The organism is Candidatus Binatota bacterium, assembly GCA_012960245.1.
In the GTDB taxonomy this organism is placed as follows: domain Bacteria; phylum Desulfobacterota; class Binatia; order UBA1149; family UBA1149; genus UBA1149.
Genome location: DUBO01000041.1, coordinates 1 through 14,997, shown reverse-complemented (window position 1 = coordinate 14,997; position 14,997 = coordinate 1). Strand labels below are relative to the sequence as shown.

Here is a 14,997-nt window from a genome sequence, read left to right as displayed (position 1 = left end):
GTGTGGTCTTACCGTGGTCAACGTGACCAATGGTCCCCACGTTTACGTGCTCCTTGCTGCGATCAAATTTCTCCTTGGCCATTCTTCCTCTCCTCTCCAGCTTTCTTCAAGCCATTCTCATCATCAAGAGTTGGCCGCTTTGACGGCCAACTCCTCGGAAACCGAAGCCGGTACCGGCTCGTAGTGTTCAAACTGCATCGAGTAAGTGCCACGGCCCTGAGTCCGTGACCTCAACTCCGTGGCGTAACCAAACATCTCGGCCAGCGGAACCTGCGCGCTGATTACCTGCGTGGCACCCTTGGTGTCCATCTTCGTGATACGACCGCGCCGGCTGTTTATGTCGGCGATAACATCGCCCATGTAATCGTCGGGCACGACGGCTTCGACGGCCATGACCGGCTCAAGCAATTCAGGGGAAGCTTTCTGCAGGGCTGCCTTGATGGCCATCGATCCCGCAATTTTGAAAGACATCTCCGAGGAGTCGACGTCGTGAGAAGAACCGTCGTAGAGCTCCACCTTGCAATCAACCACCGGGTAACCGGCCAGGGGCCCCGAACCGAGGCCGGCACGCACGCCGTTTCCTACCGAGGAAATGTACTCACGGGGTATAACGCCACCCTTGGTCTTGTCTATGAATTCAAAGCCACCGCCCGGCTCCTGGGGGGCCAGCTCGATGCACACGTGCGCAAACTGCCCGCGGCCACCGGTCTGCTTGACGAAACGGGTTTCCTGCCTGACCGTCTTACGCACGGTCTCCCTGTAGGCTACCTGCGGCCGGCCCACGTTAGCGTCGACCGAATGCTCGCGGGTAAGCCGGTCGATAATCACCTCAAGGTGAAGCTCGCCCATACCCGAAATCAGCGTCTGGTTGGTCTCTTCGTCGTGGCTGACCCTGAAACTGGGATCCTCGGCACCGAGCTTCTGCAAGGCATGGCCCATCTTTTCCTGGTCAGCCTTGGTCCTGGGCTCGATGGCAACCGAGATAACCGGGTCCGGGAAATCGATACTTTCCAGTGTAATCGGTGAGCGTACGTCGCAAACGGTATCGCCGGTACGAAGCGTCTTGGGTCCAACGATGGCCACGATATCGCCAACCTCGGCCACCTCCACATCCTCGCGGTTGTTGGCGTGCATGCGCAGCAAGCGGCCAACGCGTTCTTTCTTGCGCTTGGTCGAGTTGAGGACGGTGTCGCCGACTTTCAGCCTGCCCGAGTAGACCCTCAAAAAGGCCAAGGTACCGACGTAAGGATCCGACATTATCTTAAACGCGAGCGCAGCAGCCGGGGCGTCGGTACTGGCATCGCGCGTTTCTTCTTCGCCACTGTCGGGGTTTATGCCCACGACCGGGGGTACGTCCAACGGCGAGGGCAGGTACCTGGTCACCGCGTCGAGAACCGTCTGTACGCCCTTGTTCTTGAATGCCGAGCCACACAGCACCGGGCAGATATCGAGACTCGTGGTTCCCTTGCGTATGCCCGCGATCAGTTCCGCCTCTCCAACTTCCTCACCCTCGAGAAACTTTTCAAGGACCTGCTCATCCACATCAGCAACAGCCTCGACCAGCTTTTCTCTCGCGGCATTAGCAGCGTCGACCATGTCGGCAGGAATCGGACACTCGCTGGGCTCGGCGCCCATGTCTTCTACTTCCCAGACCCAGCCGGTCATGCCGACGAGATCGACGACGCCTATAAACTTGTCTTCGGCACCGATGGGCAGCTGCAAGGCGACGGCTGGAGCGCCCATGCGATCGCGCAATTCACCGAGCACCCTTTCGAAATCCGCGCCTACGCGGTCCATCTTGTTGATGAAGGCCAGGCGCGGCACTCCGTGCTTGTCAGCCTGCCGCCACACTGTTTCCGACTGCGGCTCAACGCCGCCCACCGCACAGAAAACAGCAACGGCTCCGTCAAGAACCCGCAACGATCGTTCCACTTCTATGGTGAAGTCCACGTGGCCGGGCGTGTCGATAATATTGATGCGGTGGTCATCCCAGAAACAAGTTGTAGCCGCCGAGGTTATGGTGATTCCCCGCTCCTGTTCCTGGACCATCCAGTCCATGACGGCCGCGCCGTCGTGGACCTCTCCCATCCGATGACTCACACCCGTGTAGAAAAGAATCCGCTCGGTCGTGGTCGTCTTGCCCGCATCGATATGGGCCATGATCCCGATGTTACGGGTTTTATTCAGTGGTACAGCAGCTGCCATGATGAATCTTTACTATCTCGCCTGTTGCCTGGTCTTTTCTTCGAGCAACTACCAGCGATAATGCGCGAAAGCCTTGTTGGCCTCCGCCATTCGGTGGGTATCTTCTCTTTTCTTAACTGCCGAGCCACGGTTGTTGGCTGCGTCAACGAGCTCGGCCGACAAGCGGTCGCGCATCGTCTTTTCGCCTCTCGACCTGGCGTTGGAGATGATCCAACGTATGGCCAATGCCACCCTGCGGGTCGGTCTCACCTCGACGGGAACCTGGTAGGTCGCTCCACCGACTCGCCGTGAACGCACCTCCACGGAGGGACGCACGTTGTCGAGCGCTTTCTTAAAAGTCTCCAAACCGTCCTCGCCGGTCTGTTCCTTAACCTTGCTAAGGGCACTATAAAAAATTCTTTCAGCGAGGCTCTTCTTGCCGTCCACCATCATGCAGTTCACAAACTGCGTTACGACGGTTTCCTTGAAACGCGGGTCAGGAAGAAGTTCTCGTTTACGCGCAGGGCCTTTTCTAGACATTTACCCTATCCCCCTTACTTCGGACGCCGCGCGCCGTACTTCGATCGGCTCTGCCGACGCTCTTCTACGCCCACGGTATCGAGCGTGCCCCTGACAATGTGATAGCGAACACCCGGCAGGTCCTTGACCCTGCCCCCCCTGAGCAGCACCACCGAGTGCTCCTGCAGGTTGTGGCCTTCGCCCGGGATGTAGGTCGTGACTTCCTGGCCATTGGACAGGCGTACACGGGCTACTTTTCTAAGCGCCGAGTTCGGCTTCTTGGGCGTGCTTGTATACACGCGCGTACACACCCCGCGCCTCTGTGGGCAGGCATCCAGGGCAGGCGTATTGCTCTTGCGCACCTGCTTTTTACGGCGTTTGCGTACGAGCTGGTTGATAGTCGGCACGGTTACTTTTCCTCTTTTCCTTGTTCAGCTGCCGCCTTTCGAACCCTTTTCTGGGTCCAGAAAAACAGCGAATCGCTCAATCTAATTCGCAAATCCTTCCCAGTCAATCTCCAAAGGGCGCCAGCATCGGGCTAAGGTCGTCTTCCACCAGCTCCCCGGCGTTCGGACAGTCGGCTTCAATCCCCGAATAGTCCGATAATCCAGTGCCTGCCGGAATGAGACGGCCCATTATGACGTTCTCCTTGAGACCGACCAGGTTGTCGACAGCCCCGTTGATGGCGGCCTCTGTCAGCACCTTGGTGGTCTCCTGGAAGGACGCCGCCGAGATAAAGCTCTCTGTGGCCAGCGCCGCCTTGGTGATTCCCAGCAACATCGGGTCGGCCCGTGCCGGCCTTAGCTCCTGTTCGATCAAGCCCTGGTTTATAAGCTCGAAACGGTTTTTTTCCACCTGGTCCCCGACCAACAGCTCGGAATCGCCGGTGTCAGTGATCTTCACCCTGCGCAGCATCTGCCTGACGATGACCTCAATGTGCTTGTCGTTGATGCGTACACCCTGCAAGCGGTAGATTTCCTGTATCTCGTCGACCATGTAAGCCGCGAGATCCTTTTCGCCCTTGGCGTTGAGAATATCGTGGGGGTTCGAAGAGCCCGCGTGTATCTGTTGGCCAACGCTTACGAAATCGCCGTCCTGGACGAGCAGATGCTTGCCCTTGGCGATCAGGTATTCGCGCGCCTCGCCCACTTCGGGGGTCACAACGACCTTGCGTTTTCCCTTGCTGTCGGCACCGAAACTGATCTGACCGTCGATCTCCGATATGACCGCCGATTCCTTGGGCTTGCGAGCCTCAAACAACTCGGCAACGCGGGGCAGTCCACCGGTGATGTCCTTGGTCTTGGTCGTTTCACGGGGAATCTTGGCGATGACCTGTCCTGGCTTAACCTCGGCTCCCTCTTCGACGTTCAGGTAAGCCCCTTGCGGCAGGTTGTAGCGAGCCGCTCCGCCCCTGGGTCGCTCGATGGTGTTGCCACCCTCGTCGACCACGAACAAGCGCGGCTGTAAGTCCTTGCCCGTGGGCACTCCCTTCACCACGTTGGTGGCCATGCCCGTGTTGGGGTCAACCTGCTCTTCGATGGTAACGGCATCCACCAGGTCGGCGTATTTCAGGACACCCCCGACTTCAGTGATGATGGGCGTCAGGAACGGATCCCACTCAGCTATGATTTCGCCGGCTTCTACCGTGGATTCTTCTTGCTTGCTCAGCCTCGCTCCGTGGGTGAGCGGGTAACGCTCCCTCTCCCGGAACTGGCCGTCTTTCATGACCTCGCCTACCATGACCTCGGCGTTGCGTGACATTACAACGGCTATGCCGTCGGGGTCCTTCACCGAGTCGAGGTTATGGTAACGAATGGTACCGGCGTGCCGGGGTTCGAGCTTGGTCTGCTCGGCCCGCCTACTCGCCGTGCCACCGATGTGGAAGGTTCGCATAGTCAGCTGCGTGCCCGGCTCACCGATGGACTGCGCGGCTATCACGCCGATGGTCTCGCCCTGGCTCACCAGGTGACCACGAGCCAGGTCGCGTCCGTAGCACAGGGTGCAGACGCCGCGGTTCGCACGACAGGTGAGCACCGAGCGGATTTTCACCTTCTCCACTCCGGCGTCCTCGATGCGGGCTACCTTGTCTTCGTCTATCTCCTCGTTGGCCCCCACGATCACATCGCTGCCGAAGGGATCAATGATGTCCTCGAGGGCCACGCGACCCAGTACCCGGTCGCCTAGTCGCTCGATGACTTCTCCGCCTTCTATCAACGAGCTCATCTCGATGCCGTCAATGGTTTCGCAGTCGACCTGGCTGATGATCGCATCCTGCGACACGTCCACCAGCCGGCGGGTCAGGTAACCCGAGTTCGCTGTCTTCAGCGCGGTGTCGGCCAGTCCCTTGCGGGCTCCGTGAGTCGATATGAAATACTCGAGCACAGTCAGGCCCTCACGGAAGTTTGCCGTGATTGGAGTCTCAATGATTTCGCCCGACGGCTTGGCCATCAGCCCTCGCATGCCGGCCAACTGCCTCATCTGCTGGGCGCTGCCTCTCGCTCCCGAATCGGCCATCATGTAGACCGGGTTGAAACTGGCAATCTCGCCCTTGTCGCCGTCCTCGTCAACGGTTTCCTGGCTGCCTATGCCCAGCATCATCTCGTCGGCGACCTCGTCGGTCACCGTCGCCCACTCATCGACCACCTTGTTATAGCGCTCGCCGTTGGTGATATCGCCGTGTTCGTACTGGAGCTGGATCTCCCTGACCTTGGCTTCCGCCGTTGCCAGCAGGGTCTGCTTGGCTGCGGGAATCTTCAGGTCCTTGATGCCTATTGAAAGGCCGGCCTGGGTCGCCGCTTTGTAACCGAGGTCCTTGAGCTGATCCGCCATTACCACGCAGGCTTTGTTGCCCGCCACGCGGTAAGCCGTATCGACCAGGTCACCGAGAAGTCGCTTGTCCATGACCCGGTTGACCTCCGAGAAATCGACGCCCTCGGGCACGATCTCGAACAGCAGCACCCTGCCAACCGTGGTATCTACCAGCTCGCCCTGGTGACGCACCTTGACGCCTTCCTGCACCTTGACCATCTCGTGGTCATAGGCCATCCGAACCTCGTCAAAGCTGGCAAACAAGCGCGGCTCCGCGCCGTTGACGGCGGGCCGTTGCCTGGTCATGTAGTACAGGCCAAGCACAATGTCCTGGGTCGGCACGATGATCGGCTTGCCGTTGGCCGGTGAGAGGATGTTGTTGGTCGACATCATCAGCGTGCGGGCTTCGACCTGGGCTTCGACCGACAGCGGGACGTGCACCGCCATCTGGTCGCCGTCAAAGTCAGCGTTGAATGCAGCGCAGACCAGCGGGTGCAACTGGATTGCCTTACCCTCGATCAGCACCGGCTCGAAAGCCTGTATGCCCAGCCTGTGCAGCGTCGGGGCCCTGTTGAGCATTACCGGTGCTCGCGGATGACCTCGTCGAGAATATTCCAGACGTCGTCCCCCTCGGACTCCACCATCTTCTTGGCACTCTTTATGGTCGTGACCAGGCCGCGCTCTTCGAGCCGACCGAAGATAAAAGGCTTGAAAAGCTCAAGCGCCATTTTCTTGGGCAGGCCGCACTGGTGCAGGCGCAGTTCGGGGCCCACCACGATAACCGAGCGGCCCGAGTAATCGACCCGCTTACCCAGCAGGTTCTGCCGAAAGCGACCGGTTTTGCCCTTGAGCATGTCACTAAGGGATTTCAGCGGGCGCTTGTTAGCGCCGGCTATGGGACGCCCACGGCGTCCGTTGTCGAACAGCGCGTCGACAGATTCCTGCAGCATGCGCTTTTCGTTGCGCACGATGATGTCGGGCGCGCCGAGTTCGATGAGCCTCTTCAAGCGATTGTTACGGTTGATGACCCTGCGGTAGAGATCGTTCAGGTCAGAGGTCGCAAAGCGCCCACCGTCCAGCGGTACCAGCGGACGAAGGTCCGGCGGAATTACCGGTATGACCTCGAGCACCATCCATTCGGGACGCGCCCCGGAACGATGAAAAGCCTGGGCGATGCGCAGACGCTTGGTGATCTTGGTGCGCTTGGCCACGCTCTTGGTCTCGGTCAGGTCGATTTTCAGTTGCTCTGAAAGGTCGTCGAGGTCTAGATCCTCGAGCACCTTGCGAACCGCTTCGGCGCCCATGCCCACGTCAAAGCTCCCGGGGCCGAACTCCTCGTTTTTTTCGCGGAACTCGGCTTCGGTCAGCAGCTGGTTCTCCTCGAGATCAGGTACTTCACCCGGATCGGTCACCATGTAGCTCTCGTAGTAGAGCACTTTCTCCAACCCCTTGAGAGTAAGGTCGAGCAGGTTGGCTATGCGGCTGGGCAGGCTCTTTGTGAACCAGATGTGAGCTATCGGGGTGGCCAGCTGGATGTGGCCCATGCGCTCGCGCCTGACCTTGGACTGGATGACCTCCACGCCACACTTCTCGCACACCACGCCGCGGTGACGCATACGCTTGTACTTACCGCAGTTGCACTCGTAGTCCTTGGTGGGCCCGAATATCTTCGCGCAGAACAACCCGTCGCGTTCAGGCTTAAAGGTCCTGTAGTTGATAGTTTCGGGCTTGCGAACCTCGCCGAATGACCACGAACGGATCGTGTCGGGCGACGCGATGCCTATCTTCAGCGCCGTGTAGCGCTTGGGGTTCTTGGGAGCATCGAAAAGCTGGGTAAGAAGATTTTCCATCAGGCAGCCTCCTCCTCGTCGCCTTCTTCAACCAACTCGATATCAAGACAAAGCGATTGCAGCTCCTTGACCATCACGTTGAAAGATTCAGGGAGGCCAGGTTCCAGTTGGTGTTCGTTTTTCACTATTGCCTCGTACATCCGTGTGCGGCCGGCCACGTCATCAGACTTGACCGTCAGCATCTCCTGTAGCGTGTAAGCCGCGCCGTAAGCCTCGAGTGCCCAAACTTCCATCTCGCCCAGGCGCTGGCCACCAAACTGGGCCTTACCGCCAAGCGGCTGCTGGGTAACCAGAGAGTAAGGACCGGTGGAGCGTGCGTGTATCTTGTCGTCCACCAGGTGATGCAACTTGAGCATGTACATCGCTCCAACCGTCACCGGCATATCGAAGACCCTGCCCGTCTGACCGTCGCAAAGAATTTCCTGGCCGGTTTCTGAAAGCCCCGCGAGTTCGACCAGGTCGAAGATTTCTTCTTCGGTAGCACCGTCGAACACCGGGGTCGCCACGTGCACCCCCTTGCGGGCCAGCTCGGACAGCCTCATGAGGTCTTCGTCCGAAAGCCCCTCGATGTACCCGGTGGTCCCCGTTCCCGGATAGGTCTTGGTCATGATGTCGCGCAGGGCGACCATGTCGCCGCTCTCCGCGGTTTCCACGATCCGGTCTCCGAGTTTTTTGGCCGCCCAGCCCATGTGGGTTTCCAGTATCTGCCCCACGTTCATACGCGAGGGGACGCCCAGGGGGTTGAGGCACATGTCTACCGGCGAGCCGTTCTGGAGAAACGGCATGTCCTCCTCGGCCACTATGCGCGACACGACACCCTTGTTGCCGTGCCGACCGGCCATCTTGTCACCGACCTGCAGACGCCGCTTGATGGCGACAAACACCTTCACCATACGGATCACACCGGGTGGCAGTTCGTCGCCGGCTGACAGCCTTTCGATCTTCAAATCGAAGGTCGAGTTTATGGTATTAACCTTGCTGTTCATGCCGTCGACGACACGCAGCAAACGTGCCTCGGCGTCTTCGTCGCCTACCTTCAGCTCGCCCCAATAGCTCGATGGAATTTCGGTGAGCAGCTCGCGCGTGACCACGGCACCCTTGGCCAGCAGTACGTTACGGCTGTCATCGGTGAGCCGTGTCGCGGTTTCGCGGCCCTCGAGGATACCGGCCATCGTCTCTATGGCGCTGTTGCGGATTATGCGGACTTCGTCGTTGCGATCCTTGTTCAGCCGCCTGCGCTCTTCTTCTTCTATGCGCACGGCTCGCTCGTCGCGATCAACTCCCTTGCGCGAAAACACGCGGGCGTCGATGACCGTACCCTCGGTACCAGGCGGCATCTTCAGTGAGGTGTCCCTCACTTCGCCAGCCTTTTCACCGAATATGGCGCGCAGGAGCTTCTCTTCCGGCGTCAGCTGGGTCTCGCCCTTGGGCGTGATCTTGCCTACCAGGATGTCACCCGGCGCCACCTCGGCGCCGATGCGTATGATGCCGCTCTCATCGAGATCGGCCAGGGCCTCTTCGCCCACGTTAGGTATATCGCGGGTTACTTCTTCTGGCCCCAACTTGGTGTCACGGGCCACGCATTCGAACTCCTCGATGTGTATCGAGGTAAACATGTCTTCCTTGACCATGCGCTCGGAAACGAGGATCGAATCTTCGAAGTTGTAACCGTTCCAGGGCATGAACGCGACGATCACGTTACGGCCCAGGGCCAGGTCACCCAGCTCGGTAGAGGGTCCATCGGCGATGACCTCGCCTTTCTTTACCCTCTCGTTGACCCTGACCACCGGCTTCTGATTAATGCAGGTGTTCTGGTTGGAACGTTGGTACTTGGTGAGATTGTAGATGTCCACGCCCGCGTCGCGGGCATCGGTCACGTCGTCGACTTTCACAACGATGCGCTCCGAATCAACACTCTCCACCCTGCCCGACCGCCCGGCCACCACGGTGACACCCGAGTCGCGGGCCACGGTCGATTCCATGCCGGTGCCAACAAGGGGCGCGTCGGTCTTGAGCAACGGCACCGCCTGTCGCATCATGTTAGATCCCATCAGCGCGCGGTTGGCGTCATCGTGCTCAAGAAAAGGTATGAGCCCGGCCGCGACACTGACCAGCTGGTTAGGAGACACGTCCATCAGGGTCACGTTCTCAGCCGAGACCAGGGTCGAATCCATGGTCTGCTCGCCCTGCGGCGAAATACCCTTCTTACGAGCAGCGATCATGTCGCCCTCGATCGCGCCCGCTGCGGAAATCGGCGTGTTCGCCTGCGCGATGGTGTGATCCTCCTCGTCGAGCGCGGTCATGTAATTGACCTCGTCGGTCACCGAGCCGTTGGTCACTTTACGGTACGGTGTCTCCACGAAACCGTAATCGTTGATGCGCGCGTATACGCTGAGGCTCGATATCAGGCCGATGTTCGGCCCTTCAGGGGTCTCGATCGGGCACACACGGCCGTAGTGAGTGGGATGCACGTCGCGGACGTCAAACCCGGCGCGCTCACGCGTCAGTCCGCCCGGTCCGAGTGCCGACAACCTGCGCTTGTGGGTCACCTCTGAGAGGGGGTTGGTCTGGTCCATGAACTGGCTGAGCTGGCTCGACCCGAAGAACTCCTTGACCACCGCCGAAACCGGCTTGTAGTTGATGAGCTCCTGCGGCATCAGCGTGTCGAGATCCTGCAGGCTCATGCGCTCACGGATCGCGCGCTCCATGCGCAGCAAGCCAATCCGGTACTGGTTCTCGACCAGCTCACCCACGGTGCGAACCCGCCTGTTGCCCAGGTGGTCAATGTCATCCACCGAGCCGGTACCCTTGCTCAGCAGCACCAGGTAGTTCACCACCGAAAGAATGTCTTCCTTTCTCAGCGTGCCCTGTTCCAGCGGCGCATCGAGACCCAGCTTGCGGTTCAACTTGAGGCGGCCGACCTTACCGAGATCGTACTTCTCGCCGTTGAAGAACAGGTCGTTGAAGAAGTTGGTCGCCGTGTCCAGGGTAGGCGGGTCACCGGGACGCAGCCGTTTGTAGATGTCTACGATAGCGTCGGCAGAATTCTCCAGCTTATCGAGCAACAGCGTGTTGCGGAAAGACGGCCCACGGTTCTGCTCGTCGAGGTAGATGAGCTCCAGGGTGTCGATGCCCTTGGCGCGCAGGTTGTCGTAAGCCTCGTCGGTGATGGTTTCGTTGCAAGCAACTATAACCTCGCCGGTGGACTCGTCGAGAATGTCGTGGGCCGCGACGCGGCCGATGATCTCGTCCTGGGAAATCGGAATCTCTTCGACACCGGCTTCCTCCATGCGACGCAGCGCCATGCGCGTAAACTTGCGACCTTCCTTGACGATCACGTCACCACTGCTGGGATGCTTGACGTCCCTGCCGGCCACCTGTCCTTCTACCGTGTCGCGCTTGAAAGCCTGGTAGGCCTTCAGCCCGTCAATGCGGATGGTATCGCTGGGGTAGAAGTAGTTGAGAAGATCCTCGGTGCTCATGTCGAGCGCGCGCAGCAGTACCGTGGCCGGAAACTTGCGACGCCTGTCGATGCGAACGTATAGGATGTCCTTGGCGTCGAACTCGAAGTCCAGCCAGGACCCTCGGTAGGGAATTACCCTCGCGCTGAATAACAAGCGGCCGGCGGCCGTGGTCTTGCCCTTGTCGTGGTCAAAGAACACGCCGGGAGAACGGTGGAGCTGCGATACGATGACCCGCTCGGTGCCGTTGACCATGAAGGTGCCCTTGCCGGTCATCAACGGGATTTCGCCGAAGTAGACCTCCTGCTCCTTGATGTCCTTGAGCTGCTTGTTCTGGGTATCGGGGTCGATATCAAAAGTGACCAGTTGCACGGTGACCTTGAGCGGGGCCGAGTAGGTCATTCCCCGCTGATGACACTCCGCCACGTCGTACTTCGGCTCACCGAAGTCGTAGCTCAGGAAGTCGAGCTCAGCGCTGCCGCTGAAATCCTTGATCGGGAATACCGACTTGAACACGCCCTGCAAACCGAGGTCCGGGCGCTTGCCCGGGTCCTCGCCCGACTGCAGGAATGTCTCGTAAGACTCCTTCTGGATTTCTATCAGGTTAGGAACTTCGAGCGCGCGACGGGTTTTCCCGAAGTCACGCCTCAGCCTGAGGTTCTGTGTAACACTGGACGCCATACTATCTCCCGCTGCCGTGCGGCCTTGGGGGCCACCGGCGTTGAACTGGATGATTTCAGTCGATACCGTTCTAAATTACTTGAGTTCAGCCGTTGCGCCGGCCTCTTCAAGCTTGGTCTTCGCGGCTTCGGCATCGTCCTTCGATGCGGCTTCTTTCACCGCGCTCGGGGCAGCTTCCACGAGATCCTTGGCTTCCTTCAAGCCAAGCCCGGTAAGCTCACGCACCGCCTTGATGACCTGTATCTTTTTCTCGCCGATCGCGGTCAGCATGACGTCGAATTCGTCTTTGACCTCGGCTTCGGCTGCATCGCCTCCGCCACCAGCTGCGGCCACGGCCACCGGGGCAGCAGCGCTCACGCCCCACTTCTCCTCGAGTTCCTTGACCAGGTCCGCCACTTCGAGGACGGTCGCCGCCGAAAGTTTCTCTACAATATCCTGTCGTTCTTCTGCACTAAGTGCCATGTCTGTTTCCTCCTGACTGATGCGGGGTATACCCGTCTACTTATCTGTGCGCCCCCGGTCGGCGCCTCACACCCGGGTGTCCCCGCCTAGGGATTTTCCTGTCGGATTCTGGCCGACAATACCTGTACAAACTGCTGGGCCGGCGCCGCCAGTACTCTCACGAGCTGCTGCGCCGGTGTCATCATCAACGCCAGCAACTTGGCCCGCAACTCGTCGCGGGTGGGCATGCTCGCGAGCTGCTTGACCTTGGCCGCGTCGATGGCTTCGCCTTCCATGACGGCGCCCTTGATCTCCAGCGCTTCATTGTCCTCCGCAAAATCCTGCAGAACCTTGGCCACCCCGACCGGGTCGCTGTAGCCAAACGCCAGTGCCGCGGGTCCGCTCAGAAGCTCGGTCAGCGGCTCGTAGGGCGTGTCCTTGACCGCCAGGCGGGCCAGCCGGTTCTTGGCTACCAGCACCTCGCCGTCGGCTGCGCGCACCTCGCGACGAAGCGTGGACATCTGCTCGACACTGAGCCCCCTGTAGTGGGCCAGTATGGCGATCGGCGCCTCCTTGAACTTGTCGTTGAGCATCTCAACGCTGGCTGCTTTTTCTTCGCGGTTCATATTACTTCTTGCTCTCGTCTCTGTTCTCTTCGTCCGGCTCAGCCCGGACGTCTATCTACTCGTCTACCGGCAACCGCCAGGTCTACTTGCGACTCAAGTCGGCAGGGTCAACCGAGATTCCCGGCCCCATGGTCGAAGACAAACAAACGCTCTTCACGTACTGGCCCTTGGCCGAGGACGGCTTCGCCTTGAGTATGCTTCCGATCAGTTGCTGCGCGTTATCACCTAACTTTTCGGCACCGAAAGAAGCCTTGCCGATAACAGCGTGCACGATACCGGCCTTGTCGACCCTGTACTCCACCTGACCGGCCTTGAGCTCCTTGACGATTTCGGCCACGTCGTTTGTCACCGTGCCAACCTTGGGGTTGGGCATCAGCCCCCTGGGACCAAGCACGCGAGCCACCTTGCCCACTGCGCCCATCATGTCGGGTGTGGCCACGGCACGATCAAAATCAGTAAAACCGTCGTCCCGGACCCTGGCTATGAGTTCATCATCGCCCACGAAGTCAGCGCCGGCCTCTCTCGCTTCGTCGGCCTTGGCCCCCTTGGCAAAAACCGCCACCCTGACGTCACGGCCGGTACCGTGTGGAAGCGCCACCGTACCGCGAACGTTCTGGTCGGCGTGCCTCGGGTCCACGTTGAGCTTCATCGCCACGTCCACGGTCTCGTCAAAGCCGGTACCTGATCCCCCGGCGACCAACTCGATGGCCTCGGCCAGGGTGTAGCTCTTTTCGCTGTCCCGCTTTTCGGCCGACGTCGTATATCTTTTTCCCTTGCCACCCATGCTCAGCCCTCTACGGTGATGCCCATGCTCCGGGCAGTCCCTTCCACTATCTTCATCGCGCTTTCGACCGAGCCGGCGTTGAGGTCCACCATCTTGGTCTCGGCTATCTCACGAACCTGCTTCCTCGACACGCTGCCCACCTTGTTCTTGTTGGGCTCGGGAGAGCCCTTGGCCAGCTTCGCTGCCTTCTTGAGCAGCATCGACGCTGGCGGGGTCTTGGTGATGAACGAAAAGGACCTGTCGGCGTAGACCGTGATGATAACTGGGACGATGACGCCCCCCATCTCCTGGGTCTTCGCGTTGAACGCCTTACAGAACTCCATGATGTTGACACCACGTTGCCCGAGCGCAGGTCCAACCGGCGGGCTGGGATTAGCCTTGCCCGCTGTTATCTGAAGCTTGAGTGAATCTATGACTTTCTTTGCCATCTTGTCTTACACGCTCAGGTCTTTTCGACCTGTACCAGTTCCATTTCGACCGAAGTCGCCCGCCCGAAGATAGATATGGAAACCTTGAGGGTCCCCTTCTCCGGCCGTACTTCTTCGACGATACCGTTAAAGTCAGCGAAAGCACCGTCCGTTATCTTCACCTGCTGGCCTACTTCAAAGCCGGCCCTCGCTCGTGGCGCGGAAGCCCCTTCTGCGATGAGCTTCATGACCTCGTCGACTTCTGCCTGCGGCACCGGCGAGGGCGTAGTGCCCCCGACAAAGCCCGACACCTTAGGAGTGCCGGTGACCAGGTGCCAGTTTTCGTCGGTCAGATTCATGTGCATGAGGATGTAGCCGGGGTACAGGCTGCGGGTCGTTACCCGCTTCTTACCCCTGACCAGTTCGACGATCTGCTCGGCCGGCACTAGTATTTCGCCGAACTCGTCTTCCCTGCCCGAAGCATGGATGCGCTCGAGCAGCTGCGTCTTCACCTTCCCTTCGTAGGTGGAGTAGGCGTTAACCACGTACCACTGCAGGTTGTTGTCAGCCACGGCCGTTTCCATTTCCTAAAACACCAGCCCGAGAGCCATCGACAGCACCAAGTCGACCAGGCCCAGGTACACTGCCACGAAGGCGACCACGATCAGGACAACCCAGGTAAAGGCCAGGGTTTCCTTGCGCGGAGGCCACACTACTTTCTTGAGTTCGGTCGAAACCTCGCTCAGGAAGGTTCGCGACTGCTCTATATATTCGATTACACCAGCCATTGTTTCCTATCGACACCCCTGCCCTTCGAGCCCAAACCGCAAAATAATCCAGGAATGGCGGGTCAGGCAGGATTCGAACCTGCAGCCCTCGGATTTGGAGTCCGATGCTCTGCCAGTTAGAGCTACTGACCCTGAAGACATCGTCACTGAAGACATCATCCGGAGTGTCTCATCCTGTAGTCGCATCAAGCTCAAACCTTTCCTTCCTTGTGAATCGTGTGCGTACGGCATGAGGCGCAGTACTTGCGCCGCTCAAGCTTCTCGTTAGTGAGGCGCTTATTGCGACTGGCACGGTAGTTTTTCCGCTTGCAGTCAGAACAAGCCAGCACGATTTCATCCCTCATTCCAAAACGCCTCCGCCTACTCGGTTATCTTGGTGACCACGCCGGCTCCCACCGTGCGTCCGCCTTCGCGGATGGCAAAACGAAGCCCGTCGTCCATCGCTATG

The 14,997-nt window shown here is 59.4% G+C and carries 12 protein-coding genes, 1 tRNA gene and 1 pseudogene; all 14 read right to left on the bottom strand.

The features are described from left to right. Positions 1–123 precede the first annotated feature (123 nt). A complete protein-coding gene (fusA, locus tag EYQ35_06935) occupies positions 124–2,205 on the bottom strand; it encodes an elongation factor G (GenBank protein HIF63868.1) in 2,082 nt (693 codons plus the stop codon). 48 nt (positions 2,206–2,253) lie between these two features. Then, positions 2,254–2,724, bottom strand: coding sequence for a 30S ribosomal protein S7 (gene rpsG, locus EYQ35_06930; protein ID HIF63867.1), 471 nt, complete (start codon positions 2,722–2,724; stop codon positions 2,254–2,256). Positions 2,725–2,738: 14 nt separating this feature from the next. Continuing rightward, complete coding sequence (locus EYQ35_06925; protein HIF63866.1) at positions 2,739–3,110, bottom strand: 30S ribosomal protein S12; 372 nt, start codon at positions 3,108–3,110, stop codon at positions 2,739–2,741. 103 nt (positions 3,111–3,213) lie between these two features. Continuing rightward, positions 3,214–7,361: pseudogene (gene rpoC, locus EYQ35_06920) on the bottom strand (DNA-directed RNA polymerase subunit beta'). After that, the gene (gene rpoB, locus EYQ35_06915) at positions 7,361–11,503 is read right to left on the bottom strand and encodes a DNA-directed RNA polymerase subunit beta (protein HIF63865.1); all 4,143 of its coding nucleotides are present in this window, start codon (positions 11,501–11,503) and stop codon (positions 7,361–7,363) included. The pseudogene rpoC and the gene rpoB overlap by 1 nt, the downstream one beginning before the upstream one ends. A gap of 75 nt (positions 11,504–11,578) precedes the next feature. Then, positions 11,579–11,965, bottom strand: coding sequence for a 50S ribosomal protein L7/L12 (locus EYQ35_06910; GenBank protein ID HIF63864.1), 387 nt, complete (start codon positions 11,963–11,965; stop codon positions 11,579–11,581). Positions 11,966–12,051: 86 nt separating this feature from the next. Further along, complete coding sequence (locus EYQ35_06905; GenBank protein ID HIF63863.1) at positions 12,052–12,570, bottom strand: 50S ribosomal protein L10; 519 nt, start codon at positions 12,568–12,570, stop codon at positions 12,052–12,054. An 82-nt stretch (positions 12,571–12,652) separates the two neighbouring features. Continuing rightward, entirely contained in the window at positions 12,653–13,354 is a 702-nt protein-coding gene (locus tag EYQ35_06900) for a 50S ribosomal protein L1 (GenBank protein HIF63862.1), read from the bottom strand. A gap of 2 nt (positions 13,355–13,356) precedes the next feature. Then, positions 13,357–13,782 carry a 50S ribosomal protein L11 gene (rplK, locus tag EYQ35_06895; protein ID HIF63861.1) on the bottom strand — a complete coding sequence of 142 codons (426 nt, stop codon included), beginning with the start codon at positions 13,780–13,782 and terminating at the stop codon, positions 13,357–13,359. 14 nt (positions 13,783–13,796) lie between these two features. Beyond that, on the bottom strand, positions 13,797–14,345 hold the full coding sequence (gene nusG / locus EYQ35_06890; protein ID HIF63860.1) for a transcription termination/antitermination protein NusG: 549 nt from the start codon (positions 14,343–14,345) through the stop codon (positions 13,797–13,799). Between the two features lie 3 nt (positions 14,346–14,348). Next, on the bottom strand, positions 14,349–14,549 hold the full coding sequence (gene secE, locus EYQ35_06885) for a preprotein translocase subunit SecE (protein HIF63859.1): 201 nt from the start codon (positions 14,547–14,549) through the stop codon (positions 14,349–14,351). A 55-nt stretch (positions 14,550–14,604) separates the two neighbouring features. After that, a tRNA-Trp gene (locus tag EYQ35_06880) sits at positions 14,605–14,681 on the bottom strand. Between the two features lie 59 nt (positions 14,682–14,740). Beyond that, the gene (gene rpmG / locus EYQ35_06875; protein ID HIF63858.1) at positions 14,741–14,893 is read right to left on the bottom strand and encodes a 50S ribosomal protein L33; all 153 of its coding nucleotides are present in this window, start codon (positions 14,891–14,893) and stop codon (positions 14,741–14,743) included. A 16-nt stretch (positions 14,894–14,909) separates the two neighbouring features. Then, positions 14,910–14,997, bottom strand: an 88-nt coding sequence (locus tag EYQ35_06870; protein HIF63857.1) for a hypothetical protein, incomplete at its 5' end; no start/stop codon positions are given.

Coding starts and splice junctions, on each gene's coding strand:
- EYQ35_06905 (HIF63863.1), bottom strand. CDS start 12,570: ATGAACCGCGAAGAAAAAGCAGCCAGCGTTGAGATGCTCAACGACAAG.
- nusG (HIF63860.1), bottom strand. CDS start 14,345: ATGGAAACGGCCGTGGCTGACAACAACCTGCAGTGGTACGTGGTTAAC.
- rpsG (HIF63867.1), bottom strand. CDS start 2,724: ATGTCTAGAAAAGGCCCTGCGCGTAAACGAGAACTTCTTCCTGACCCG.
- rpoB (HIF63865.1), bottom strand. CDS start 11,503: ATGGCGTCCAGTGTTACACAGAACCTCAGGCTGAGGCGTGACTTCGGG.
- fusA (HIF63868.1), bottom strand. CDS start 2,205: ATGGCAGCTGCTGTACCACTGAATAAAACCCGTAACATCGGGATCATG.
- rplK (HIF63861.1), bottom strand. CDS start 13,782: ATGGCAAAGAAAGTCATAGATTCACTCAAGCTTCAGATAACAGCGGGC.
- EYQ35_06910 (HIF63864.1), bottom strand. CDS start 11,965: ATGGCACTTAGTGCAGAAGAACGACAGGATATTGTAGAGAAACTTTCG.
- EYQ35_06900 (HIF63862.1), bottom strand. CDS start 13,354: ATGGGTGGCAAGGGAAAAAGATATACGACGTCGGCCGAAAAGCGGGAC.
- rpmG (HIF63858.1), bottom strand. CDS start 14,893: ATGAGGGATGAAATCGTGCTGGCTTGTTCTGACTGCAAGCGGAAAAAC.
- secE (HIF63859.1), bottom strand. CDS start 14,549: ATGGCTGGTGTAATCGAATATATAGAGCAGTCGCGAACCTTCCTGAGC.